The organism is Photorhabdus sp. RW14-46, from assembly GCF_963887965.1.
Classification (GTDB): domain Bacteria; phylum Pseudomonadota; class Gammaproteobacteria; order Enterobacterales; family Enterobacteriaceae; genus Photorhabdus; species Photorhabdus laumondii.
In genome coordinates, this window is sequence record NZ_CAWPHH010000016.1 from 28,465 (window position 1) to 54,027 (window position 25,563).

Sequence of the window (25,563 nt, forward strand, 5' to 3'; positions counted from 1 at the left end):
ATAATAACGGTTACGAAGCGGTGGGGGTTACACCTTATTTGGCTTATTTGGATATAGATGCCAGTGCTCTTCTGAGCCGAGATGGTTTTCCCAAAGAGATTGATAAAGTGAACAACGCGCTAACAATTCGTCATGAGTGCCGCTATCACAAAGGGTTCCATGATCCATCACCAATATCTGGTCAGCGCGGGTTATCGTGCTCAGCCGATGAGCGATAACAAAAACTGTTTTATTCCGGGTAAGAGAATCAAACGCCTGTTGTATCAACTGTTCGTTTTCGGGATCGAGAGAAGCCGTCGCTTCGTCAAGGAATAAAACCGGAGATTGCTTTAAAATGGCCCGGGCAATGGCAAGGCGCTGACGCTCGCCACCAGACAGCGTACCGCCATCCACGCCTAGCGGAGTATCGTATCCTTGTGGTAATGCCAAAATCGTATCGTGAATATTGGCAAGACGAGCTGCTTGTTCCAGTTCTAATTGGGTTGCATTGGGATCACCCAACCGGAGATTGTTAGCGACGGTATCCTGAAATAGTGCGGTTTCCTGAAATACCATAGTCACGGTGTCATACAATGCTTGGGTTTGGTAATGATGGATATCATTTCCACCCAGACGGATTTCTCCCTTATCCAGTTGATAGAAAGAGAGTAATAGATAAGCCAGTGTGGATTTCCCACTGCCACTGGGTCCGACAATAGCGGTCATACTGCCTTGCGGCGCATAAAACGACACATTTCGGATAGCGGGTTGATTGGTACCTGGATAGCTAAACGAAATGTCATTAACTTCAACATCATATTTGTCTGGCGCAGCTAGTGGCCCGGAAGCTTGCGTTGCAACGGCTTCTATCTCTGCAATATGGGTTTCACCTACTTGCGTTAAGGCCGTAATATTGAGTAAGGGGATGATCCCACGTAGAGGGGTAATCGTGGCAAACAACAACAGAATAGTGATAAGTATTTCTGAAAGTGTTAATGCTTCTGGTGAATTAAAACGCAGAGCACCAGCCAGAATGCCAACGACCACGCTGGTATCAATGATGATGTAAAACAGGCTCAGTAGCGGAATACTTCTGAATACCCCGCGGCGGAATGCGACACGTAATTGGTCGATTTCGCGGTCAAAACGCTGTTCTACCGTCGTGGTTGCTGCCGCAGCACGAATAAAGGACATACCTTGGGCGTACTCAACGATAGCTTCGGATACCTCAGCCATCATAGTGGCACGCAAGCGCAATATTTCATTCAGTTTTTTACGGATAGCTCCCAAGATGAACATCCCAACCATCAACACTAATAATGCACTACCGGCAACCACCCAATCGAACCAGAATAAAGCTAAGTAGATGAGAGTCAGCATCATCACCTGACAAGCGATTTGCGGTGTGGTATAGGCTGACTGATTTTCCTGCCATTGCACATCTTCAGATAACGTCAACGCTATTTTTCCAGCGCTCAATCCCCGAATAGTGGCGACAGACATACTGACAAGGCGTTGTAGCAGAGAGCGACGAATTTCTATGCCTAAACCATAGGCGGCAATGGTGAGTTTACGTAATGCGCGAGCCATAAAAGTAAATCGCAGCAACAATAAAATAACCAGTAATCCCAAAGTGATAAGCGGCAACATAGGATTGTCACTTTCCCCTAGATGGGTAATAGCCCAGGCAGCAATAGCCAGTTGAGCCATAATCGCAACGGTATCAAACTGTTTATATAACAATCCCTTAAACCAAACTCTTTGTAGTTTTGGTGATAGATGTTGCTGGAGACGATTAAATAGCCCCATGATAATTTGCTCCTGTCCCGGTTTTTTCTCCCCGCCAAGCAGCCCACTGTCTGGCGTATGCACCTTGCTGTGCGACCAGTTCATCATGGGTTCCTTGTTCGATAATCTGTCCTTTATCTAAAACCATTATTCGATCAAGATGACGGATAGTCGGTAGACGATGGGCAATGACAATCACAGTCTTATTGCGGCATAAGGCATTGAGTGCCTGTTGCATCTCTTTTTCACATTCTGGATCGGCATAGGCTGTAGCTTCGTCCAATACAAGAATTGGGGCGTTTTTCAGAATAGCGGCGGCAACGGCAATACGCTGTTTTTCACCTACCGATAAACTCACGCCACCGTTCAGTACGGTGTCGTAGCCTTGTGGTAATTGCTGAATAAATTGATGAGCTTGCGCTGCGGTAGCCGCCGTTTCAACTTCGGCCAGTGAGGCATTAGGACGGGCTAATCGTATGTTATTAGCCACCGTATCGTTGAACAGAAACACCCGCTGGAAAACAAAAGAGACGTTATTGCGTAACGTCGGTTCATCCATATTACGGATATCAACACCGCCAATAGTCACCTGACCATGCTGAGGGTCCCAAAGACGTGCGATAAGACTCGCTACAGTAGATTTACCCGAACCACTGGCACCGACTAAAGCTAATGAACTGCCCGCCGGTATAGAAAATGAAATGTTATTTAATGCATTCCCCTGCTTATCTTGGTAGGAGAAACTGACATTGTGCAGGGCGACGCTGTGATCGGCGGGTGTTTGGCTTTGGGTGCAAGGCGCTAGTTCAGGTTGATTCATTAACCAACGATAACGTGTGATCAACGCCTCTTGCTGTTGCAAACGTGTCATCACAGCGAACATGGATGAGGCAATATTACCGAATGCCATTGCCGCCAAAATAAAGAAAGTCAATTCGAATAAAGTGATCTCTTGTCGGTTCAATAACCAGACCGCCAAAGGGAGGACAAACAACAGGTTAGCACTGGATAACACGAAAAACCGGCTGGATTTGACCTGCACTTTCTCAACCCAAACGTCAATAATCCGAGTCAGGGCAGTAAACGCTTTCTCAGCGCGTTGCAACGCAACCTTGCCGCCTGAATAGGTTTTGACCACAGGAATCGCATTAATAACTTCACCCATTGTTGAAGCAATACGGTTTTGGGCTGCATAAAAACGCTGAGTTGTCGTTTGAACTTTTATCTGAATATAGACAAATAACAAGCAGGCACCCAAAGTCGGCGCGAAGGCCGCCAAGGCTAACCGCCAATCAATGGCTAACATGACACTCAATGCGATCAATGGACCAAATAAGGTAGCAGACATCTCTGGAATGATATGAGCAATACCATCTTCAAGCTGTTCGACGTCATCTAGCATCATCTTTTTTATTTCAGTGCTGTCGGTCAGCATGAAAAAGCCCAAAGGTACAGACTTCAACTTACTGCTGATATTGCGGCGAACATCAGCTTGCACATCGGCAGCAACCAAATGAGCAAAAAACGTTGAACCACTAAAGGTCAACATAGCGGCAAACGTGAATCCCAATAACATAACGCCATAATTCAATAGCGTGTCATATTGCCCGTCATAGATAGATTGGGTGATGAGCCCGGCAACCGCCGCCGGCAATATTTGCAGGCCGGCGGAAAGAATGGCAAGTGCAATAGCAACGTAACTCAACGTGCGGTATGGGCGCATCATGTACCATAACTCTTTAATAACGCCGGCATCAGCCGCACGCTGCTCCGGCGAACTCTGAGCAGAAGTATCATGATTACGCATTCACGCTCTCCTTGTGGAAATTATGGAACTTACGCAATATCCAGAACAAGGCAATGAAAGTGAAGAGAAGTGCAAGAACGAAAAGGGCAGAATAGCCTGCTTTAGTAACAATCAATCCACCCAACACTGAACAGATAATTGCAATACCCATATCTGCGGATTGCATCAATGCAAAATCCACACCGGACTGAGCACCCGCGGCGAGCGACATCATCTGGGTATACAGCGCAACAAATTTGGCGGCAGTGATTAAGGTGATGAAAACATATGCGGCTGAAAGCAGGGATAACGGCGCTTCTGGTTGCCGGGCAAGCCAGAAAATACCGGCTAATACGATAGATTCAAGCAGTATGACAGACAGTAAAGTCTGGACAGCACCGAATTTACGTACAATGATGCCACCAAGCAGAACACCAGATAATCCAGCTAATGCACCACCACTGGCGACAATGATACCAAGTTGAGTTAAATCCACACCGCGATCGATCAAAAACGGCGAAAGCATACCAAGTGAAAGGCGCGTACCGATCATACACAGCAATATCAAAACCAATGCTTGTCTAACCGGTGCCCGACGGAGTGCATTTTTGAGAGAAGGGGCAACCGGGGCTTTTAAAACCGTTGGTGCTTTTTCTACCTGTGTTTCGCGTAAAAATAGGGCAGGCAGTGACATCAATAGAATCACGATGGCTAATACCCCGGCACCAATGTGCCAACCATACAGTGAAACCAGGTATAGAAACAGACCGCTGCCAATGATAGAACCCAAATAACCGCCGCCAACTTGCATAACATTGCACCAAGGGCGATGTTTTGGTGATAACCGGTCAATAGCGTGACCATCGGTGGTGGTATCCACCACCGTCAGGCAAATGGTGATTAGAAATAGACCGACGATAATCAGCGGCATATGTTCGGCAGGTTTTGCCAGTGACATTGCACAAAAAAGCAAGGTAATTAACAGATTACCGCAAATCATGATACGACGGGGATTTGTATCCCCCGAACCCGATTTACGATAGCGCTCTATAATAGGTGCCCAAAGGAATTTGAATGCCCAAGGCAGCATCAACAAGTAGAGCAAGCCGATTTTATCCGGGGTTACGCCGTGGCTACGCAAAAACGCTGGCATACTTTGTAACGTTAACATGCCGATCGTACTTTGGAGGGTATAAACCCCTGCCAAAGTCAATAATAGCAACGATATATGGCGGGGATGGGAGATATTATGCGTCATAGTGAGATACTCACATCCAGCCCAACATTCAAGCCTTTATTGATCATACTGAGCGTATTTGGCCCCACGGTGAAACTTGAGACACGATACTTTTTATCGCCCAGATTTTCGCCATAGAGTTTTACATTCACCCCATGTGCCATTTCTAAACTTAATGATGCGTCATAGAGGGTGTATCCCCCCTGTTCAAGAGTATTCGCTTCATTAAAGTAGCTTTTTGAATAGTAGCGGGCACCGGCATTTAAATAGAGGTTACCGGGTAACAATGTTTGATCAATCAAGTAGTCAAAACTTGCATTAAGCATGACATCTGGCGCATAAGGCAGACGTTTATTGTCATAATTTATGCCATTCTCTGCATCGGTTGCATCAGTGAAGTTTGATTTGCCTACGCTTCCTCCAAGAGAAAATTTCAGCCCTTTCATTGGCTTAATCTGGCTACTCAACTCAATGCCTTTGCTCTCTGCTTTACCCACATTGCGTATAAACTGTGCACCGATCGGACCAACATAAATTTGTTTATCTTTCGAACGAATGTAGTAAACAGCGCTGTCTAATGTCACTGCATTATCAAAGAACGAGGTATGCCAGCCGAGCTCATAATTATCTGAGGTTTCAGTATTGTAGGGTTTGCTATCATTGGCGGAGGAGACAATGTTATTAAATCCACCGGGTTTATACCCTTTAGTGGCAGAGAGATAGAAACGGGTATCTGGCGTCAATTGCCAACCCAATGCAGTCTTAGGTGTAAACTCCTTGCTGGAAACTTGGTTATCAAAAGCTTCGATTGCTGCCATGCCAGAACGGCCCGCATAGTCTATCTGCGATTTTTCATGGGACAAACGACCACCCAGAGTCAAATCCCACTGAGAAGCAAAGGGTAATTTCACCTCACCAAACAGTGCCAGCGATTTTCCTTTTATTGTGTTAGCCGCATCGCCATAGTAACCGGGATAACCACTGGTATGATGTTTATTCTTTTCATCTGAGAACCAGCCACCGAGAACAGTGGTAATCCCATTTGAGAAATTGGAGTTCAAACGCAGCTCTTGCGTAGTGGCATGATGTTTCTCTTTCCATTTACCACCAATGAAATCACGGTAAATATCGCGATCCTGATAAGAAGTCACACTGGTTAATACACTGTCGCCGAAATCATATTCAGCCTTGAATGCATAACTGTTAACCCGCCGGGTTAAATCAGGGATAGGGCCATCATATTCTTTCCGACGAAATTGTTCGTCGTTTAGATAGAGCTCTTCATGGGAATCGAGATCTTCATGAGCAAAGCTAAGTTCAGCACTGAACGAAGAATCTTCTGGCGCAAATGTCAGTTGTCCTCGACCAAGCCAGGTTTTGCTGGAATCAATATTTTTATCGCCACGATTTGGTGCATCAATTTGCCCAGGCTCTTTTACCCAACGCAGGCTGGTACTACCATAAAGGAGATCTTCAATAAGCGGTATTGATCCGCTGAAAGAACCACCTTGTTTCAACTTGGAGTAATTACCTGAAAGGTTAAGCCAAGGGCCTTCTTGCGGCGAACGGGTGACGATATTAATAACACCCGCTTGTGCATTTCCGCCATATAAAGTCCCTTGCGGGCCACGTAATAGTTCGACACGTTCCACGTTGATTAATTCTTGTGTTAGGAATTGGTGATCCTGAGGAACACCATCGACATAAATTCGAACAGAAGGCGAGTAGAAATCCGGTGAACTAATACCGCGAATGGTGGTTGCTGAATAGGTTCTATTACCTCGTGAGCGGATTTGTAAACCAGGGAAAGCGCGCTCAAGATCTTGTACTTGAGTGATACCGGCCTGTACAAGTTCCTCGCCTGTTTTAACCAGAACGCTACCATCCACTTTATTTAACGCTTCTTCTCGCTTATTGGCCGTCACAATCAAAGCATCTTCTGTCGCGCCAGACGAATGTTCTGCCCATACCACAGGCGAAATTAAACAACATAAGACAGACGCCCTAGCGTATTTTTTTCTCATATAAATAACTCGTTATGCACTGTTTAAATCATGTTTTACGAAAATTAGGTGTGGTAAAACAAAAAACATAACGGGAGATTATCGATAGTCTTCCATCAAGGCTAACGGAATAGGGACAAAAGTAGCGCATTACGTACTATTGATAATGATTCTCATTAATGATAAATTGTGTGATATTTACAATCAGAATATATATACACAGTAAAAATATAATGTCTTTAATATGTAAAAAATACTGTTTTAAGTACGGAAACAATTTTTAACTGGCATCTGATGCTAATTCTACAGGGGGTCTCATGAAGACAATCTATAGTGAAAAATTAGAAGTTTTCACTGCTGATTATTGTAATTATTCACATGAGGATAAAAATAGTAAAAGTACACCTGTACTGATTGAGGAATTATCTGACGGCATTCACATAAATCGGCTACGCTTTGAACTCAACAAAGATGTTACAGAATATTGTGAAGGACCGCCAACGGTGTCAATTGCGTTTATTTTAAACGGGAGAGGGAAAATGGCGATTGAAAACGGTGATGAATTAGATATTCATTCAGGAATGATGATATTTTTCTATTCACCTAAAATGACACGAGGCATGAACTTTTTTGGCTGCGGATCATGGCATATACTCGACATTCGTTTTTCATTGAACGAAATTGCAGCTCAGGAATTGCCACCTTTTACTCAATTAGCGGCAGGTTTTGAAAAGAACGCCAGTTACAGTGATGTATTGATGATGGCATCTCCCATCTACCCACCATTTATGCAAATAGTGAACCAAATAGAAGAGTGCCAATTAAGTGGCAATGTAAGAAAGGTTTATTTAAAGGCAAAAGCGTTAGAAATACTCGCTTGTGTGGCGTCTCAAGTTTATGATTGCCAATATAATATGGTCAACGGGTTACAACGCCGCGCCGTTTATAATGCAATAAAAATAATTAACAGTGATTATCATTACCCTTGGACAATAAAATCATTATCAAGAGCGGTTGGTTTAAATGAACGGAAATTAAAAGAGGGATTTCGTGCGGTTGTTTTTCGCACTTTCCATCAATATCTGGAAAACGTCCGCATGACGACCGCAGAAGATTTATTGAAAAAAGGCATGAGTGTTATTGATGTTTCTACCGCAGTAGGTTACGCCAGTCCAAGCCATTTTTCTAAACGCTTCCGGCAACATTATTTGATCAATCCTAAAGCATGGCAGGCGAAATATGCCGTTAGTCACACTTTATTAACAGAAAATATCATGGTCGGAAAATAAATGAAAATCTCTGTTTTACCATGTTGACTATTTAGCTGACTCTAAAAAAAGATGGCCATTTTGACATGGCCACCCCATATAATTGGGGTATCGCATGATTTATACCCGTCATCTTTCAAGTTGCCTCTTTGTTGGCTGCGCTCACTCACCCCGGTCACATCGTTATCTATGCTCCCGGGGATTCACTCCCTTGCCGTCGCGATCCATCTTAAAATCCATTGGGTATATATGTTATGCCAATATTATGTTATCCACCGATAAGCTATCCATGCTGACGCCAACCAGAGTGACTGAGTTTTGCCCGAAGGTAAACACCAGATCATTATCCACCATAGAAGCATGATCCAGATAATTACTTTTATCACTGCTGCCTTCGGTACCCAAGAACACCAGTTTATCCGTCTTGTTGTAACCATAGATGATGTCTTGTCCAAAATCACCACTGAACAGGAAGGTATTGTTATTACCCTGACTTTTCAGAACATCATTACCTTCACCACCGACGAAGACATTATTGTTGCCGAAGCCGATCAACGTATCATCGCCATCCAGACCGAACAGCCAGCTACCGGAGGTTTTAGAAGTCAGAGTATCATTCCCATCGTTGCCTGTGACTGAATTGGCATATTTCGTCTTCAATCCGCTGTTGGAATACAAACCATCGGCCCTGACTTGAGAATCCACCTGTTTAGTCAAAAACAGCCAGGTACTTTCTTTACTTCTTATAGTGGAAATATCCGTAGCAATGGTGATACCGCCTTGTGCATCACGCATATACAATGTACCTGCCTGGTCATAGGCTATTTCTGCATTTTTTAGTGACTTCTGTAAGTCAAAGGTATTATGGCCTTTCCCGCCGGCAACAATGTTAAATCCGCCATCATCACGGAAGATATCATTGCCGTCGCGCCCTTCCAGATAATCATTTCCTTTACCACCTTTAATTAGGTCGTTGCCGTCGGTACCGATAATAAAAGTACTCCCCGTGTGTTTCTCAGCATTCCGGTTCAAATCCTGCACCCAGGTATTTTCACGGGTGACGTTGGAAAGATTACTGACAACAATAGTAGAGTCTTTATGAGTCAGATCGTAGAACGTTGAATCCATAATACGTTGCATGCCGCTCTGATAAAATGGCGTCACATGCGAAACCCAAGTTGACGGATTAGCAATAGAGAAAGGCAAGACATTCCACCAATCTGACGCATAATGATCGTTAAAATTAACAATATTATTTGTCGCCGAATCCCTTGGTACATCGTGAACACCCGGAGAGAATGAATCAACGCTAGTGCCGTTTAATACGCGGAATACGGGATCATTCTCGTATCCCACGTTCAGCACTTTGTTACCTTTCTCATACTGTGATGGCGAAGCGAAAGAGATATAATTCGACTGGGAGTAGAATCCCCCCCATTTTGTATCGCTAGACTCCGCCATACTATTCACAGCTAACCCACCCAAACTATGGCCGCTGACCAAAACGTCACTGCCCGTCAAACCATGAGCTTTGGCATAATTAGCGACATGGTCCAGCAGCCGACCGAAAGCGTTTGGCGCGTAGTCATTCGAATAGTCTTTCTTACCTAAAGCGACCAACACATTATTCATAATGTCGCCGAATGTATCGGTAATAATTGACTCTCGGGGACCACTCGTACCGCGAAACGCAATGCCAATAGAAATCAAATTACCATCAGCATCATATTTTCCCATTACCTCTGCCTGAGCAGTGGAATGACTTGATTTTTCGCCGAAAAAAGTACCGCGGGCATCCGTTTTGCCCTGATAACCTAACTCATCAGCACTGATAGTAAACCATCCTGCGTCATTGAGTTTATCTTGTGCTTGCTTTTCTGCGTCCGGATTCCAAGGCAATTTAGGTGTGATGCCCTGCGATGTCGTGCTGCCGAGAATTGCGGTCAACAACGTTAATGGCATCCCCAAACCAAAACCATAATTGTAATACCCCTCGGCAAATCCGCTACCCAGATTATGGTAAGCATACCCGGAGATAGTTTTTGCGTCGGAAAATAACTCTTTGGAAGTAGTGTCATCAAAGTCTTTGTACTGAAAAACACCCATGATGCATATCCTTATTAAGTTAAAATAAAGTTAAAAAAGTGTTCTAAAAGTATTAACTGACTAGGTAAGTATAGATTGACGGAGATCATTTAAAGAGTAATTATCTAAAAATTTATAAATTAGTGAGCCATAATGAAAATTTAATATTTTTACAAAACTTTAATTGAATAAATCAAGTTTATATGCTAAATGGTCTCGCGAGTGAGAATAAACACGCTGACATATCTATTATCATCGTTGATAGTTTTCTAAAGTGACTAAATTAATGAAGAGCTATAGTCCATAACATTATAAAGAGAGATTGGTTAATTCCATTTAGTGCACATAAAATAAATATAAACATGTAAATTAAGAGAAAAAACTCTTATCGCTGATTAACTTAATTGGTTAGAAAAAGAAAATTAAAACCCGTTATTCTCTATAAATACCTTATTGATTAGAATAGATGTTTAATATAATTTCTTTAATAAGAAATTCACAAATACAATATATTGACTTTCTATTTAACAACGAACTTTATAATTACCATCGCATTAAATTAAAGATTATTTAACATTATATCGCAGATTAAACACAATACTTATAATGATAAAAATCGCCATAATAAAATTTTATTAAAAATAGTGCGACATTAATTTTTTCTCTCTATAATGCGTTTTTTTATTATCTATATTACGAGTTACGAGAACCAAATATGAAACATTCCCCGTTGCGGCGTTCGTTGTTATTAGCCGGTATCACCATTCCATTGGTCAACTTTGCTTTTCCGGCATGGGCTGGCAGCGGCCAGAGCAAGAGGACGTGAAGGCGGACGTTCTTTTAAACTCACAAAATCTCAGGTTCGCTTGGCACAAGCTTCCATGAAGAGTAGAGATTGTAGCGTATCTGAATTATGTGAAGAGCCTGGGATTAGCAGACAGACTCTTTATAAGTATGTAGGGCCAGATGGGGAACTCAGGGAACAATATTTTGATCTAGGACGACCAAATCGATATTCTCACTCTGAAAGCGACTGGCGATTTGCGATAAGTAATCCACTGAACGCGCGAGTCTGTCTAACTTTGTCACGATTAACGTATCTGATGTGGCACACAATAAAGGGGCATTTTCTGCCCCTTTATTGTGTCAGATATATTTGACGATAAGGAAATATGGCGTATACTTTAATTATCGAAGTATAAGGGGCAAAGGAATGATAACTGTATTAAGTACAGAAACATTTGATAACTGGATTGATGCCCTGAAAGACATCAGGGTAAAAACAAAGATTCAGGCACGAATTCGCAGACTGAAAAACGGTAATTCTGGCGATATAGAGCCAGTAGGGGAAGGGTTTTCAGAAATGCGGATTCATGAAGGTAAAGGCTACAGGGTTTATCTAAAAAATCACGGAAAAGTAATCGTTGTTTTGTTGTGTGGGGGAGATAAAAGTACACAGCAAAAAGATATAGCCAGAGCAAAAGCCATTTACAAAGAGATTGAGGGGGAGCTATGAAACTGAAAGAATATGATATTGCAGAACACTTAAACAGTGAAGAAGAAATGCAAATGTATCTTAATGAAATTATGGAAGATGGTGATCCGGCATTGGTACTGTCTGCGCTGGGTGATATTGCCAGAGCCAGAAACATGAGCCAGCTTTCAAGAGAGGTCGGTATGTCCAGAGAAGGGCTATATCATGCTCTTTCAGGAAAAGGTAATCCAACATTCAGCGCTATGATGAAAATAACAAAAGCGTTAGGGCTGAAACTTCATTTCACAGGGGCTTAATTGATCTGCACCCCAAAAGTTGGACGCTATACTTCAACTTTTGGGGCTCTTTAGCCAACGGGTAAGTTCCCCGGTCTTAAACCTAAACCCTTTCACAACGCTGAAACGCATGAACATAGGGTGGCCCTTTTCATTCATTGAAACTGCCGCAACGAAAGGGCATTTCCCTTTTGCCCCTCGCCCTCGGGGACCGTGCTGAGCCCCGCCCCAGTATGGCTGTGGCTCAGCGGTGTGCCCGGTTGCATATTCCAAATCCATGCTCAGAGCGTGATGCACTTATCGTCTCCACCGCGTTGGTTCATGGTATGACTGTCGTCACACGAAAAATACTAAATCCTTGGGTTTAAGGATGATGAAATATTTAAATATGCATGTTGGGTAGTAGGTATAAAACCGGTAGTGGTGATTATTTCTCATTAGCCGTCATCTGTCTGATTTTAATATCCGGCCTCTTTTTGATGCCGTACAGCAAAAATTGTTGCTGTTTCACCCTCAATCCGATACAAGGCGATATAGCCACTACTTCCAAAATCAATAAGCCATTCTCGGAATGCCGGATCCATATCGTCAGCAGGGCGTCCTGCTTCAGGCTGACGTGCCAGCATTTTCACGCCAGCACGTATTGTTTTAATAGCTCGACGAGCAGTGTCTTTGTCTTTTTTAGCAAGAAAACCATAGAGCCGCTGTATATCAGCGAGAGCAGGCGGAGACCAAATCAAACGTGGCATTCAGGTAACTCCGCATCTTCTCCTGCTTCGAGCTTAGCTAACCAGTCGTCCGCTTCTTCAAGCGTCAGGTGTAGTCCATTCTCTTGATACGCTTCCCAAGCACGCAATGCATCCTGTTTGAAAGATTCACGCTTTTCCTCGCGCTCTACATAGTCACGTATAGCTTCACGCATTATCCAATGAGCTGAACGATGTCGCACTTCTGCCAAATACTGGATCCGGCTTTTCAAGTTATCGTCAAGTTTTACTGAGGTTGCCATTTTCTTCCACCTAAATATTAGAAGGTAATACCTTTTAATACTATATCATGAAATCTCCGCTTTACTACTAGGTAAAAAAACCTCCGTTTTTCACTTGCGCTTGGCACGTTGGCTGAATTTGAACGTAATCTACGCCGCCCCCGCGTTGGTTCATGGTATGACTGTCGTCACACGAAATGTGATTGATTTTGAATTGACCGGCGTGCCAATACTAAATCCTTGGGTTTAAGGATGATGAAATATTTAAATATGCATGCTTATATTAAATAAGAAATAAACATGCATATTGAGATATTTATTGAAAATAAAATCAAAGCAGAACATTGAAATATTATTTTACAAATTTGAAAAAACATTTACCAAATCATTGTCATCTATTTTTTTATTTCCGTTATTATTCAAATAAAATCATTTTCATATTTTAATTTTATTGTCATATAGGTTTACTTTTCAGTGAAATAATAATTCACATGCATTAATTTTTTATTTAATTCTTATACAAAAATAATCAATCCTGTAAGTTATAAAAATAGTCCATTATTATTTTTTTGAACTAAACTATGATTATCTCCAATGGATAGAGTTATCTATACAATAATTCAATGTATTAATTACATAAGAAAATAATTTAATTTAAGAGGGATGTATGAGCCCAAAAAATGATTTTAAACCTTTTTCCATTAGAAATGATTCTAATATAGTGAGTCAAGAAAGATATGAAGCAGATAAGAGTTTGCAGGAAGGGTTTCCACCAGAAAATATCTCTACACATGTATTAAATAAGGCATTACGCCAATCATCAACAATAGCTTCTGTGGTAGCTAATTTTATCGCGACAGAATCTGGTAGTGATGTTTTGGATAATGGTGATATAGATAAACTCACCTCCCAACTAAACCAAGCGTTAAAAAAAATAGCCACTGATGGCAAAGTGCCTAATAGCCGGAAAATAAATGGTAAGGCGTTGACTGAGGATATTAATCTGAATGCGAGCGATGTGGGGGCATATACTCAAACAGAGGTAGATAGACTAATTAAAACAGCCAGTGGAATTCCTGTTGGTGCTCCTATTCCTTGGCCATTGCCCCATCCACCTATCGGTTATCTCACTTGTAATGGTTCTACTTTTGATAAATTACAGTACCCGAAGTTAGCAGAAGCTTATCCCAGTGGTAGATTACCCGATTTAAGAGGAGAATTTATCCGTGGTTGGGACGATGGGCGTGGTGCTGATAATGGGCGAAAATTATTATCCTGGCAGGAAAGCTCTACTATCGCTTCATATGCTGGCCTTTACACAGATAAAATAGGACATGCCTTAACGGACATGGACGGTACAGCCTACTATGTACAAGATTATTACCAATATCAAGCACCAGAAAAATCACAAAGCGTTTCTGTTGGAATGCCTTATTCACGGATCAGACCCCGAAATATCGCATTTAACTACATTGTAAAAGCGGAATAATAACACAAAAATATATCTTAAATACTGAAATATAATATCGTTAAAGTTTTACCGACTTTAAATGTTGATAAAAATATTTTTTAAATCAGCACATTGACTTAATAAAAGCTCGTATAAAACGAGCTTATCGCTATGTTATGAAAAATGAGTATAAATTATTTGTAATTATTTCTAATAATTTAATGTATTAATTATAAAATTTAAGGGAAGTATATGAACCAAAAAAATGATTTCAAAGCTTTTTCTATTAGTAATAATGCTAATGTGGTGAGTCAAGGAAAATATGAAGCAGATAAGAGTTTGCAGGAAGGGTTTCCACCAGACAATATCTCTACGCATGTATTAAATAAGACATTACGCCAATCATCAACAATAGCCTCTGTGGTAGCTAATTTTATTGCGACACAATCTGGCGATGATGTTCTGGATGATGGTGATATAGATAAACTCACCACCCAACTAAATCGAGCATTAAAACAAATAGCCACTGATGGCAAAGTGCCTAATAGCCGGAAAATAAATGGTAAGGCGTTGACTGAGGATATTAATCTGAATGCGAGTGATGTGGGAGCATATACTAGAACAGAGGTATACACTCGGTCAGAAGTATACACCCGAGCAGAGGTGGATAGATTGATTAAGACAACCAGTGAGATTCCTGTTGGTGCTCCTATTCCTTGGCCATTGCCCCATCCACCTATCGGCTATTTCACTTGTAATGGTTCCGCTTTTAATAAATTACAGTACCCAAAGTTAGCAGAAGCTTATCCTGATGGCAGATTACCCGATTTAAGAGGCGAATTTATTCGTGGTTGGGATGATGGGCGCGGTGTGGATGCTAAGCGTGTAATTTTAACATCTCAAGAGGATGCCATTCAAAAAATTACGGGAACATTTACAACTATCAGAGCTGTTGTTATTAACGCCGCTGGAGCATTTTCACTTGGGGATAGTACACATAGAGGCAATACACTTGATGGGGGAGACTACGGAAGAGTGGTCAATTTCGATTCATCACTTGTCGCACGCGCAGCCACAGAAACCCGCCCTCGAAATATCGCCTTTAATTACATCGTAAAAGCGGAATAATAACACAAGAATATATCTTAGATACTGGAATCGCCATAGCCATATTAGTTATGAATAATATCATCGTTTATCATGACACCTGGCGCTAGCAAAATCATTTTCACGGATAATAAAAGCTCATCAGGTAAGATGAGCTTTTATTGCTTTCTAGACACGCTCGAAGTTTGGATTGAGCATCGTCATCATATTTGGAAAACCAGATGACAAGAATACAGTTCCTATGCTCTGAAAAAGTTTCAGTATGTTATCGATGAACAAATTCATCATCAGAACGAGGCGCTTCTCCACCTATCCGGAATAGGGTATCCCGGAATGCTTTTATATCAGCAGCTTTGGCACGGTCTGAAAAAAATTGCTCAGTTTCCAGAGCAGAAATTTTTTCCGCAACTGCGATAGCAATAAACTGGTTAACGCTGGTACGATCACGCTTTGCCACTCTGGTGACTTCCTCTCTTAGAGATTTCAGTAATCGCAATGGATAGGTTGATGTTTCACTCATTTCTCACTCTCCTAATGGCAATGGCCGGTGTCATAACCTCAATATTAAACGTTCCAAACACAGTACCATAATAACCACCTCATGCAATCCCTGAAAATCAAAGAGTTCGCTTAAAGTTAATGGTTAATATAAATCAGGTTGATATTTCATTAGCGACAAACTTAATTAGCTTAAAAAACAAAATCAAATATTAATAAAGTGCTATTTCTTAATCAGCGCTTTGATGCAATAAAAACTCAAAAAGGATTTTATTTCCATAAAAAAGTTAACCACAGATTAAATCAAACTATAACTCCACCTATATTTCCATTTTTCTGACTCGTCAGATTTTGATTATTAAAAACAGGGGCATGAAAAATAAGACAAGTATGAAAATGCATTTTTACCACAATGTACCTTATCGATTTTTTACCATAAATACAATTAGTTACAGAATAATATAAAATCCAAAACATTATGTTTCACTCTACGGCTATTGCATTAAGTCAATATTCGTGAGAATTTATTCCCCGCCGAAATACGGTGGGTTTTGAATATCATTAAATGTGTCACAGCATATTAACTTACTATCAATAACGTTAATTGATCTCTTCATCTATTTCTCATCTTAATTCGGCTACTTACTGTCTATCTCATAATACTTACTGAAATAGACCATTAATCAGGTTTGGTGCGGTTTAACGTAAGTTTGCACTTCCTGTCATATATAAAGGTAAAAGGTGCCATGAATACTCAACGTAAGCTTGATAAAGTCAGACCGCCCCGAGTTCAGATTACTTATGATGTTGAATTAGGTGGCGCGGTCGAGAAAAAAGAATTGCCTTTGGTTATTGGCGTTATTGGGCAATTTGCTGAGCAATCTATTCCCATGCGTGAACGTCGTTTTATGCAGGTTGATAAAGATAATTTTAATGCAGTGATGGAAGGTTTATCACCTTCATTGGAATTACAGGTTGAAAGTGCGCTGCCGGGTCAGAGCGGATTTATGAATGTCGATTTGCAATTTAAATCAATGGCTGACTTTACCCCAGAGAATTTGGCGAAACAGATAGAACCGCTTCGTCATTTATTAGAGGTACGCGGCAAACTCAGTGATTTGAAAGGCCGTGCATTGAGCAATGAAAAATTGCGTGACCGTCTGGCGGAAATTCTAGCTGAACATGCGGATAAATTACCGCAGGTAAATGAAGAAGCAGATGACGTCACCCCGGAAAATAGCAATATCCCGGAAAATAACAATATTCCGGAAGATAACAATGCACAGTGAGGACAGCATGGAACAGAGCGTTGTTGAACAACAAGAATTGAAAACGACGGAAACAAGTGGTGATTTTCTTGATCAAATTATTGATAACACCCAAGCCATTCGTCGAGAAGCCGATCGTGATCGGGTAAAAAGCCAGCTCGACCAGTTTCTGGCCGAAGTCACCTCCGGTTCACTGGTGGTTTCTGGCGATTTGGTAAACAGCATTGACGAACGTATCGCCGCGATTGATGCGCTGATGTCCGCTCAACTGAGTCTGGTATTACATCACCCGGAATTTCAGCGTCTGGAATCTTCTTGGGTAGGGCTTAAAGGATTACTTGACCAAAGCGAAACGGATAATACTCAGATCCGCATGTTGAACGCGACGAAAACCGATTTGATTAAAGATTTTAAATCGGCATCGGATTTCGATCAGTCAATGCTGTTTAAAAATGTGTATGAATATGAATACGGTACCTTTGGTGGTGAACCTTATTCCGCATTTGTCGGTGATTTTGACTTTGATAACAGCCCGGAAGATCTCTACTTACTGGAGCAGATTTCTCATGTGGCCGCAGCCGCCCATGCGCCGTTTATCAGTTCAGTCAACGCGGGCATGTTGGGGCTGAATGATTTTGGTGAACTACCACGTCCACGTGATTTATCCAAACTGCTTGCAACATCCGATTATCTGCGTTGGAAACGCTTCCGGGAATCTGATGACTCTCGTTATGTCGGCTTGACGTTACCACGAGTCATTGGCCGTTTGCCTTATGGGGCAAAAACCATCCCGGTTGAACAATTCTGCTTCGAAGAGCAGGTAAAAGAAGGGGATAGCGGTAGTTATCTGTGGATTAACGCCGCCTATGCACTGGCAGGCCGTATGGTGGCTGCATTTGAACAGTATGGTTGGTGTGCTGCGATCCGTGGTGTAGAAGGCGGAGGATTGGTCGAAGCATTGCCAGCGTATCACTATACCTCTGTGTCCGGTGAAAATGTGCTGCAATGCCCGACTGAGGTGGCTATCTCTGATCGCCGCGAAAAAGAGTTAGCAGAATTAGGGTTCATTCCTCTGGTTTATTATAAAGGAACTGACTATGCCGCATTTTTTTCGGTACAGTCACCAAATAAGCCGAGAAAATATAATTCTGACCTGGCAAATGCCAACGCAAAATTATCAACCCAATTGCAATATATTATGACAACATCTCGTTTCGCCCATTATTTGAAAATGATTGTGCGTGACAAAGTGGGCAGTTTTATGTCCCGCGGAGAATGTCAATCTTATCTGCAAAACTGGATCAACCAATATATTGTTGGCTCTGATACCGTTGGTGCGGAAATAAAAGCGAGCCACCCATTACGGGAGGCAAGAGTTGATGTTGTTGAAGTTCCTGGATCACCGGGAACATATCGGGCTGTAGCCTATTTAAGGCCGCATTTCCAATTAGAAGGATTAAGTATGTCTTTACGGTTGGTTGCTGATTTACCGCCATCATCGGCTGCCTGATTTTTCTATTTATTAATATTTATCCTATTTATTACAACTAACTGGAGTAGTTAATTATGAGTTCTTCAATCTTTTTACAAATTGATGGTATTAAAGGTGAAAGTACCGACAGCAAACATAAAGAGTGGATTGAGCTGGAACATGTCAATTTTGGTCTATTTAACCATGCACGTATTGCAGACAGCGGTAAACGTAAAATTACCGTTGGTGCAGCGGATTTCCGTACCATTGACTGTGTGAAGGTGATGGATTCCAGTTCTATTGGCTTACTGTCTGCTGTGGCGCAAGGTACCGCGATTAAGAAAGTGAAACTGGAAATCTGCACGATTTTCAAAGGCGAAATGCATCCTTATGCGGAAGTGGAAATGGACGAATGTATTATCTCTGACGTTCATGAAACCTGTTCACGTGGCGGTGAATTCCCACAAGAACAGATTTCTATCGCCTATTCCAAAATTAAGTGGACATTTACGCCACTTAAAGAAGATGGAACTAAAGGAACTAAGGTGGGACCGGAAGGTTGGGATCTTATCGAGAACAAAAAACAATAACAATTACCGTTTACTGTCGGCCTTTGGCCGACAGTTTCTAGCCGGAAAAATATGATGATTCAGCCTTCATTTCTTCATCGCCTGAAAGATGATTATCCACAAGATGAAAAACAGGGTGTCGCACTTATCTGGTCACGTCAGGAAGTTGTCCAAAGCCTGATTTCTGATTTAAGTATGTTATTTTCATCAAGACCGATTTCTGAAATTTCCCCTTTATTTGGTGAGTTGCCGAAATCAGTTTTAAATTATGGCGTTCCCGATGTCATTAATGTGGATATTTCCGATGATGAACGTATTGATGCACTTAGCAATAATATTTACCAAGCTATTTCCTGGTTCGAACCCCGTTTGAAAAATGTCGTTATTACATTACAAAAAAATACGCCAGAAAATATCATTTTCTGGGTGAGTGGAATTTTCCTCGACGAACAAGTGGTGTTTTCTATCTCATGGAACAGTACCGCATATACCTATTCAATTTCATGGGATAAATAACAAGATGATGTTATTACCGCAAAAAATATTGACTTATTACAACCGGGAATTGAGTTATTTAAGACAATATGGCGCTGCTTTCTCGCAGCGTTTTCCTAAAATTGCTAAACGTCTTGGGTTCGCAGAAGGTGTTTCAGAAGATCCGCATGTAGAACGTCTGGTGGAATCTTTTGCATTTCTGACAGCAAAAATCCACCAGCGGATTGATGAAGATATGCCGGAACTGAGCAACGCCATGTTAGAGGTATTAGCGCCACAGTTTCTACGTCAGGTACCGTCGGTATCGTTGGTGCAGTTTCAACAGGACCCGTTAACATCCGGTGTAACCGGAATGATGACGGTAGCGCGGCATACTCCGTTGATTTCTCAACCGGTAGGTGATGTGACATGTCGTTTCCGCACGGTATATCCGCTGGAGATGTTGCCATTGGATTTAACGCATGCAGAACTAATACCAGACCCTTACGATCGGGATTTCATCTTAACGCTGAATTTTACCTTGTGGCCGGGTGCCAGCTTTCAGGCACAACATATCCGGTTGTACTTACATGGCGCGCCAATGCTGACCCATAGCTTGTATGAATTGTTGTCGGCCCAAGTTAAGCAACTGGAATGCCGGTTAGGCGAACGTACATTCAACCTGAATCGCCGAGGTGTTCAGGTGGTGGGCTTTGATCCGCAAGATAACTTATGTGCCGATGATCCATTGATAAATCCGGTTCACCACTTGTTTCGTGATTATTTCAGTTTCCCAGAAAAATTCTTATTCTTGGATATTCCACTACCGGATGCCGGTTTGATTACCCGTTCATTAGGTGAGCTGCAATACCGTTTTCGGCTTAAGGATTGTGTCGCATTGCGCCGCATTGAACGTATGAGTGATAAAGTCAGCAACGAAACCTTCCGGCTAAATTGCGTGCCGATAATTAATCTGTTTCCTCATCATGCGGAACCCATTATTCCACTGGAAACAGAGCATGAATATCTGGTTCAACCGGATGCGCGTCGCCCACAAAGTATGGAAGTCTATACCATTGATCAGGTCGAAATTGTCAGCCGTCAGCAGGAACAATTAAGTTCCAAACCGGTGCCGTCATTATTTGGTATTGGGCATACGCAATCTGACGAACAGTTCTCATTGTTTTGGCAGGCAACGCCACGTCCCTCACTCAGACATAACGATCTTGGGATGAATATGTTCATCGGTTTTTCTGATAGCAGTGGCGAACATCTGAAACCCGAAACCGATGTGGTGATCTTGAGTCTGACCTGTACTAATCGCGATATACCGCGGCAATTAAGCAACGGTCATCCTGATGGGGATTTCGAATCAGAAAGCGCGTTGCCAGGGGTAAAAATTCTGGGATTGATCCGTCCCCGATTGCCGGTACGTCCACAACCCAATAGTGCACTGAACTGGCGGTTGGTATCGCAACTCAATTTGAACCAAATGCTACTGAGTGGCCCGCAAGGGGTTCAATGTTTAAAAGAGACGCTAGAACTCTACAACCTGCTTGGCGATCCAGCCATATCGCGGTTGATTGCACAATTACAGCAGATTGCTATTGCACCAGTAAGTGCACGCCTGAATCCCGCCGATCCCTATTCTCTGGCGCGTGGGCTGGAGGTGACATTAACATTTCAGGCACAAGCCGGGGAATTTGTTGATTTTTACCTGTTTTGCAGCTTGTTAGAACGTTTTATCGCAATGTATACACCGATTAACAGCTTCACGCAGACCGTAACACAGTTAGAGACGATTAATAATAGTACCCGCCGTTGGCCACGTCGCAGTGGGAGGCTGACATGGCTATAGAAAATAAAATGCGTTTAGTTGGCGGCCGTTTTTATCAAAATGTACGTCGTCTGCTTAAACGTTGTCGCCAGCGTGAAGAAACGGCAATCATCCCTGATGATGTGGTGCAATTCAGTTCGGTACTGACATTAGATGCGCCGGAAAGGGAAGTCGAGTCGCTATTACCACCGCAAGAGGGGGATGAGCAGTATCGCATGGCGGTACATCACTTTGGTCTATTAGGCACCCTTGGCGCATTACCGTTGCGTTATACCGAATGGTTGATTGACAGGCGTTACCGCTATGGTGACGAATCAGCTCAGGCGTTTATTGATATTTTTACTCATCGTCTGCTTAGCCTGCGTTTTCAGGCATGGCAGAAATACCGGTTATATATTAATACCGAGTTACAAAACCATGCCGAGCTACAAACCTATGCGGAGCTACAAAACCATGCGGAATGGCAAAATTATCGGGCTTTACCGGCAGTCATTCCAGCAGTTGCCGGCCAGTTGATGGCGGACACCACACAGCGTTCTCATCCCGCCTGTGTCGGGTTGCTGGCAACACCGGTCCGCTCAATGGTGAATTTGCAGCAGCTATTGCAGCGGGAATTGAGTATGGCAGTCAACATCCAGCCCTTTAAAGGGCGCTGGCAATATGCTGAACAGGCACACTGTTGCTGTTTAGGTCGCAGTTTGTTAGGTGATAACCCGATGTTGGGTCGCGCTTATTGGGATATTCAATCAGGATTTCATATTCAGTTGGGGCCGTTTGCCGCTCGGCAACGAGCCGCCTTTATGCCGGGAAATGAACAATATCGCAAACTGACACAATGGGTGTGGCAATTTGCCGGACCGCTGCTCTCCTTTTCACTGGAATTGTTGGTACAGCATAGCGGGCAAGGCAATGTATTAAATGGCAGCCGCCAATTGGGGTGGGATGGTTGTTTGGGCGATACCGGCGAAAGCAATATTCAGCGTCTCTATTTGGCTGAATGTACAGGTCCCTACGCAAATTAAACCAAAAACGCAGGTAATAAAAAGATGCTATTAGGGCAAAAGAATCGTTTTTTACAAGTTATCGGTAGCCTGTCAGATATTGTGGCACTGAACAAAATAGAAGGTGAAGAGCACCTGTCGCGACCTTATTCATTTTCTGCTCAGCTCTATTCCAACGCAGACTGGGATAAGCTGGAGTCTCATATCGGTAAACCTTTGGCATTTCGTCTTGGCGAAGCGCCGAATCATCGCATTGTGCATGGCATATTGACTGAATTGCAGCAACAAGGTTTTAGCGACGGCCAGTTTTGTTATCAAGCACGTATTGAACCTTGGCTGAAAATGCTGACATTAACCCATAATTTGCGCGTCTATCAGCGCATCAGCGTGCCGGATATGGTATGTGATATCTTCCGTAAACGTGGGTTTAACGACGTTGAACTGGCGCTAAAAAGCCGTTATCCGAAGCTTGAATATTGTATGCAATACAAAGAATCAGATTTTGACTTTGTGACACGTCAACTGGAACACGCGGGGATTTTCTATTTCTTTCGCCATGAAGAAAGGCGTCATGTACTGGTATTGGCAGATCACCCTTCGGCGTTTATTAACGCACCGTTAGCGGTATTGCCATATCAATCGAAGATGGGTGATCAGCAAGGCTATGGGCTACGCGCCTGGCATATTCATCGCACAATGATTCCAGGTACGGCGGAAATGAATGGTTATAACGTTAAAAGTGCTGCGGCAATCAGTGCCAGCGCCAAAGCGAACAGCGGCTATTCTACCAATCCCAAGCTTTCTATCTATGACGACCGACGTCAGGAGGAACGTAACCAACTGGAAACACAGGCAACGCTGTGCATGGAACAATGGGAATCACAGTCCTATTACGCACGCGCCGTTAACAGTTATCCCAGTTTACAAGTGGGGCATCAGTTTACCCTGAAAGGGCACACCCGCGCCGATGGCCGTTATGCCGTCGGCCACCAGCGATTAAAAGCGGAGAACAACCTGGAGGAAGGTGAATTACTGTTTTCGTCTCAGGTGACCTTATTCCCGGCGAATAATGTATTCCGTCCGCGTCCTTCGGTTACGCGGCCCTACATTTCCGGCGTATTGTCCGCGTTGGTGGTAGGGCCGACGTCAGAGGAGATCCATACAGATGAACAGGGCCGCATCAAAATCCAGTTTCACTGGGATAAAGAGCATAAAAAAGATGATGACAGCTCCTGCTGGATACGGGTCAGTCAGTTCTGGAATGGCGCAAAGTTTGGTGCACAATTTGTGCCACGTGTGGGCAATGAAGTCTTGGTGAGTTTTATTGATGGCGACCCGGATAGCCCGCTGGTGACCGGAACGGTTTATAACGGGGTGAAGATGCCACCATTCGCGCTACCGGGGCAGAAGACCCAAAGCGGGATTACGACGCGCAGTAGTGCAAAAGGCACGGTGGAGCAAGGACATCAGTTCTGTTTCGAAGATAAGAAAGGTGAAGAGTTTATTTTGCTTCACTCACAAAAAGATATGCGCCTGAAAGTGAAAAATGATTTTTCGGCGCAGATCGATCGCAACGTGTTATGGGAAATCCAAGAAAAGCGCGATACCCAAATTAAAAAGGGCAATGACACATTAATTTTGAGCGAGGGCAACGCCTTAACTGAGGTGAAAAAAGGTGACAAAAAACAAACGCTGGATCGTGGCAATTTTACCACCACCGTCAGTGCAGGCAGTTATGAGCTGGAAGTATCCAGCGGTAACGCCAAAATCAATGTCGGTCAACAATGCACAATGACGGCAAATCAGGGCATTGAACTGAAAGTCGGTGCCAGCACATTATCGATTACCCCGGCCGGGATCACCATCAAAGCACCATCGGTTACCGTAGAAGGATCAGGAAAACTGGCGTTGAAGAGCAGTGGCATGGCGGAGCTAACTGGCACCACGGTAAAAGTAGAAGGCAGTGCAATGGCACAGCTAAAAGGCGGCATTGTTCAGGTGGATGCGACCGGCATTGCTATGGTGAAAGGCACTTTGACCAAGATTGGTTAATAGCAGGATCAACGAATAATAAGAGTTTGCCATCATGGTTAAATTACGACACTGCCAGCTTTCGCCACAGGCGGAATTGGTACTACAACAACACGCGGCACATGAACAGAATCTATCGGCGCTCAATAAAGAAATATTGTGGCAAGACGCAGTGTACTACACCATTTTTATGTTGCCTTACACTCAGGCTCTGGAACTGGCACTGACATTTATCTCCTGTGTTTACGAACGCGATCTGATGCAAGGACAACGGTCGTTATTGCAACAAGTGCGGCACTGGCGGGTTGATGGCGGTGATCCGTTGCGTCATGAACTGTTCGAACAGGCGCAAACAGTCGGGTTCGATAACCCGATCTCATGTCTGGCACTTTCCGTTTTTTGGAGTGAAGGCAGCATGACCCCCCCGGATTTGGAAGCGGTCTATCCACAACCGTGGCAGTCACTGGCGGCATTAGCCGATACGTTGTGCCTGATATTGCACCTTTATGGCGAACAACCAGAACGACAAATGCAGTACGTTGAGCAATTTTTTCAACTGGCACATGGTCAACTAAGGCAATTGCCGCCATCGCAGGATCAGGGACGCAAAAACTATCTACACCATGAAGCCACATTATCAGGAGAACAATGATGCCAATGCCAGCCGCCCGTGTGGGTGATATGCATATTTGTCCAATGGTCTCGCCTGCGGTACCTCCGGTGCCACATGTAGGTGGACCGATTATGCCACCAGGTGTACCAACGGTGCTGATTGGTGGATTGCCCGCGGCAACAATGGGCTCAATGCTAGTGTGCGTCGGGCCGCCGGATACCGTAGTCATGGGTAGCCCAACAGTATTGATCGGTGGACGGCCAGCGGCCAGACTCGGCGATCTGTGCGCACATGGCGGCACAATTACCACAGGCTATCCATTGGTGATTATTGCTTGAAA

The 25,563-nt window shown here is 43.2% G+C and carries 23 protein-coding genes and 2 pseudogenes; 15 read left to right on the forward strand and 10 right to left on the reverse strand.

Annotated features, from left to right (window positions below):
- Nucleotides 1-27 precede the first annotated feature (27 nt).
- The 4 genes from AACQ38_RS13895 to AACQ38_RS13910 are packed head-to-tail and all read right to left on the reverse strand — an operon-like array spanning nt 28 to nt 6,814.
- Complete coding sequence (locus AACQ38_RS13895) at nt 28-1,872, reverse strand: ABC transporter ATP-binding protein (RefSeq protein WP_242685593.1); 1,845 nt, start codon at nt 1,870-1,872, stop codon at nt 28-30.
- On the reverse strand, nt 1,775-3,574 hold the full coding sequence (locus tag AACQ38_RS13900; RefSeq protein WP_240002206.1) for an ABC transporter ATP-binding protein: 1,800 nt from the start codon (nt 3,572-3,574) through the stop codon (nt 1,775-1,777). The genes AACQ38_RS13895 and AACQ38_RS13900 overlap by 98 nt, the downstream gene beginning before the upstream one ends.
- Complete coding sequence (locus tag AACQ38_RS13905; RefSeq protein ID WP_165578388.1) at nt 3,567-4,811, reverse strand: MFS transporter; 1,245 nt, start codon at nt 4,809-4,811, stop codon at nt 3,567-3,569. The genes AACQ38_RS13900 and AACQ38_RS13905 overlap by 8 nt, the downstream gene beginning before the upstream one ends.
- Nucleotides 4,808-6,814 carry a TonB-dependent receptor gene (locus AACQ38_RS13910; RefSeq protein WP_011146558.1) on the reverse strand — a complete coding sequence of 669 codons (2,007 nt, stop codon included), beginning with the start codon at nt 6,812-6,814 and terminating at the stop codon, nt 4,808-4,810. The genes AACQ38_RS13905 and AACQ38_RS13910 overlap by 4 nt, the downstream gene beginning before the upstream one ends.
- Before the next feature lie 296 nt (nt 6,815-7,110).
- Here AACQ38_RS13910 and AACQ38_RS13915 point away from each other — a divergent pair, with 296 nt between their 5' ends.
- Nucleotides 7,111-8,082, forward strand: a complete 972-nt coding sequence (locus AACQ38_RS13915; protein WP_011146557.1) for a helix-turn-helix transcriptional regulator — start codon at nt 7,111-7,113, stop codon at nt 8,080-8,082.
- A gap of 231 nt (nt 8,083-8,313) precedes the next feature.
- Here the strand turns inward: AACQ38_RS13915 and AACQ38_RS13920 are convergent, their stop codons facing one another.
- Entirely contained in the window at nt 8,314-10,167 is a 1,854-nt protein-coding gene (locus tag AACQ38_RS13920; protein ID WP_011146556.1) for a polyurethane esterase, read from the reverse strand.
- Nucleotides 10,168-10,861: 694 nt separating this feature from the next.
- On the opposite strand from AACQ38_RS13920, the pseudogene AACQ38_RS13925 reads away from it, so the two are divergent.
- Nucleotides 10,862-10,951, forward strand: a pseudogene (locus AACQ38_RS13925) (class A beta-lactamase); the annotation flags it as partial.
- A gap of 170 nt (nt 10,952-11,121) precedes the next feature.
- Here the strand turns inward: AACQ38_RS13925 and AACQ38_RS13935 are convergent.
- Nucleotides 11,122-11,262, reverse strand: coding sequence for a recombinase family protein (locus AACQ38_RS13935; protein WP_082302859.1), 141 nt, complete (start codon nt 11,260-11,262; stop codon nt 11,122-11,124).
- A gap of 97 nt (nt 11,263-11,359) precedes the next feature.
- Between AACQ38_RS13935 and AACQ38_RS13940 the strand changes: the two genes are divergently transcribed.
- Together AACQ38_RS13940 and AACQ38_RS13945 are read left to right on the forward strand one after the other, a co-directional pair.
- On the forward strand, nt 11,360-11,662 hold the full coding sequence (locus AACQ38_RS13940) for a type II toxin-antitoxin system RelE/ParE family toxin (protein ID WP_011146555.1): 303 nt from the start codon (nt 11,360-11,362) through the stop codon (nt 11,660-11,662).
- On the forward strand, nt 11,659-11,937 hold the full coding sequence (locus AACQ38_RS13945; RefSeq protein ID WP_011146554.1) for an addiction module antidote protein: 279 nt from the start codon (nt 11,659-11,661) through the stop codon (nt 11,935-11,937). The genes AACQ38_RS13940 and AACQ38_RS13945 overlap by 4 nt, the downstream gene beginning before the upstream one ends.
- A gap of 36 nt (nt 11,938-11,973) precedes the next feature.
- Here AACQ38_RS13945 and AACQ38_RS13950 read toward each other — a convergent pair.
- The 3 genes and pseudogenes from AACQ38_RS13950 to AACQ38_RS13965 form a co-directional block, all read right to left on the reverse strand.
- Nucleotides 11,974-12,150 (reverse strand): annotated as a pseudogene (locus tag AACQ38_RS13950) (IS1595 family transposase); the annotation flags it as partial.
- Nucleotides 12,151-12,374: 224 nt separating this feature from the next.
- Entirely contained in the window at nt 12,375-12,665 is a 291-nt protein-coding gene (locus tag AACQ38_RS13960; protein WP_011146553.1) for a type II toxin-antitoxin system RelE/ParE family toxin, read from the reverse strand.
- Nucleotides 12,653-12,925, reverse strand: a complete 273-nt coding sequence (locus tag AACQ38_RS13965; RefSeq protein ID WP_011146552.1) for a CopG family ribbon-helix-helix protein — start codon at nt 12,923-12,925, stop codon at nt 12,653-12,655. The genes AACQ38_RS13960 and AACQ38_RS13965 overlap by 13 nt, the downstream gene beginning before the upstream one ends.
- A gap of 646 nt (nt 12,926-13,571) precedes the next feature.
- Here AACQ38_RS13965 and AACQ38_RS13970 point away from each other — a divergent pair.
- Nucleotides 13,572-14,393 (forward strand): phage tail protein, encoded by an 822-nt coding sequence (locus AACQ38_RS13970; RefSeq protein WP_165578389.1) that lies wholly within the window; start codon nt 13,572-13,574, stop codon nt 14,391-14,393.
- Between the two features lie 213 nt (nt 14,394-14,606).
- Nucleotides 14,607-15,482: a phage tail protein gene (locus tag AACQ38_RS13975; RefSeq protein ID WP_165578390.1), complete on the forward strand. Its 876-nt coding sequence runs from the start codon at nt 14,607-14,609 to the stop codon at nt 15,480-15,482.
- A gap of 244 nt (nt 15,483-15,726) precedes the next feature.
- Here the strand turns inward: AACQ38_RS13975 and AACQ38_RS13980 are convergent, their stop codons facing one another.
- On the reverse strand, nt 15,727-15,981 hold the full coding sequence (locus AACQ38_RS13980) for a toxin-antitoxin system HicB family antitoxin (RefSeq protein ID WP_165578391.1): 255 nt from the start codon (nt 15,979-15,981) through the stop codon (nt 15,727-15,729).
- Between the two features lie 724 nt (nt 15,982-16,705).
- Here AACQ38_RS13980 and tssB point away from each other — a divergent pair.
- From tssB to AACQ38_RS14025, 9 genes are read left to right on the forward strand one after another with little or no spacing between them, the layout of a single operon-like run.
- Nucleotides 16,706-17,248, forward strand: coding sequence for a type VI secretion system contractile sheath small subunit (tssB, locus tag AACQ38_RS13985; protein ID WP_165578392.1), 543 nt, complete (start codon nt 16,706-16,708; stop codon nt 17,246-17,248).
- A gap of 7 nt (nt 17,249-17,255) precedes the next feature.
- Entirely contained in the window at nt 17,256-18,737 is a 1,482-nt protein-coding gene (tssC, locus tag AACQ38_RS13990) for a type VI secretion system contractile sheath large subunit (protein ID WP_011146548.1), read from the forward strand.
- Between the two features lie 56 nt (nt 18,738-18,793).
- Nucleotides 18,794-19,288, forward strand: coding sequence for an Hcp family type VI secretion system effector (locus AACQ38_RS13995; RefSeq protein WP_011146547.1), 495 nt, complete (start codon nt 18,794-18,796; stop codon nt 19,286-19,288).
- Between the two features lie 54 nt (nt 19,289-19,342).
- Entirely contained in the window at nt 19,343-19,783 is a 441-nt protein-coding gene (gene tssE, locus AACQ38_RS14000) for a type VI secretion system baseplate subunit TssE (RefSeq protein ID WP_228985122.1), read from the forward strand.
- Between the two features lie 4 nt (nt 19,784-19,787).
- Nucleotides 19,788-21,599: a type VI secretion system baseplate subunit TssF gene (tssF, locus tag AACQ38_RS14005; protein ID WP_109791567.1), complete on the forward strand. Its 1,812-nt coding sequence runs from the start codon at nt 19,788-19,790 to the stop codon at nt 21,597-21,599.
- Nucleotides 21,590-22,600, forward strand: coding sequence for a type VI secretion system baseplate subunit TssG (gene tssG / locus AACQ38_RS14010; RefSeq protein ID WP_165578393.1), 1,011 nt, complete (start codon nt 21,590-21,592; stop codon nt 22,598-22,600). Before tssF ends, tssG begins: the two co-directional genes overlap by 10 nt.
- A gap of 24 nt (nt 22,601-22,624) precedes the next feature.
- Nucleotides 22,625-24,631 carry a type VI secretion system Vgr family protein gene (locus AACQ38_RS14015; protein ID WP_165578394.1) on the forward strand — a complete coding sequence of 669 codons (2,007 nt, stop codon included), beginning with the start codon at nt 22,625-22,627 and terminating at the stop codon, nt 24,629-24,631.
- A 34-nt stretch (nt 24,632-24,665) separates the two neighbouring features.
- The gene (locus tag AACQ38_RS14020; protein WP_207631865.1) at nt 24,666-25,262 is read left to right on the forward strand and encodes a DUF6931 family protein; all 597 of its coding nucleotides are present in this window, start codon (nt 24,666-24,668) and stop codon (nt 25,260-25,262) included.
- Nucleotides 25,262-25,561, forward strand: coding sequence for a PAAR domain-containing protein (locus AACQ38_RS14025; protein ID WP_173362525.1), 300 nt, complete (start codon nt 25,262-25,264; stop codon nt 25,559-25,561). The genes AACQ38_RS14020 and AACQ38_RS14025 overlap by 1 nt, the downstream gene beginning before the upstream one ends.
- Nucleotides 25,562-25,563 lie beyond the last annotated feature (2 nt).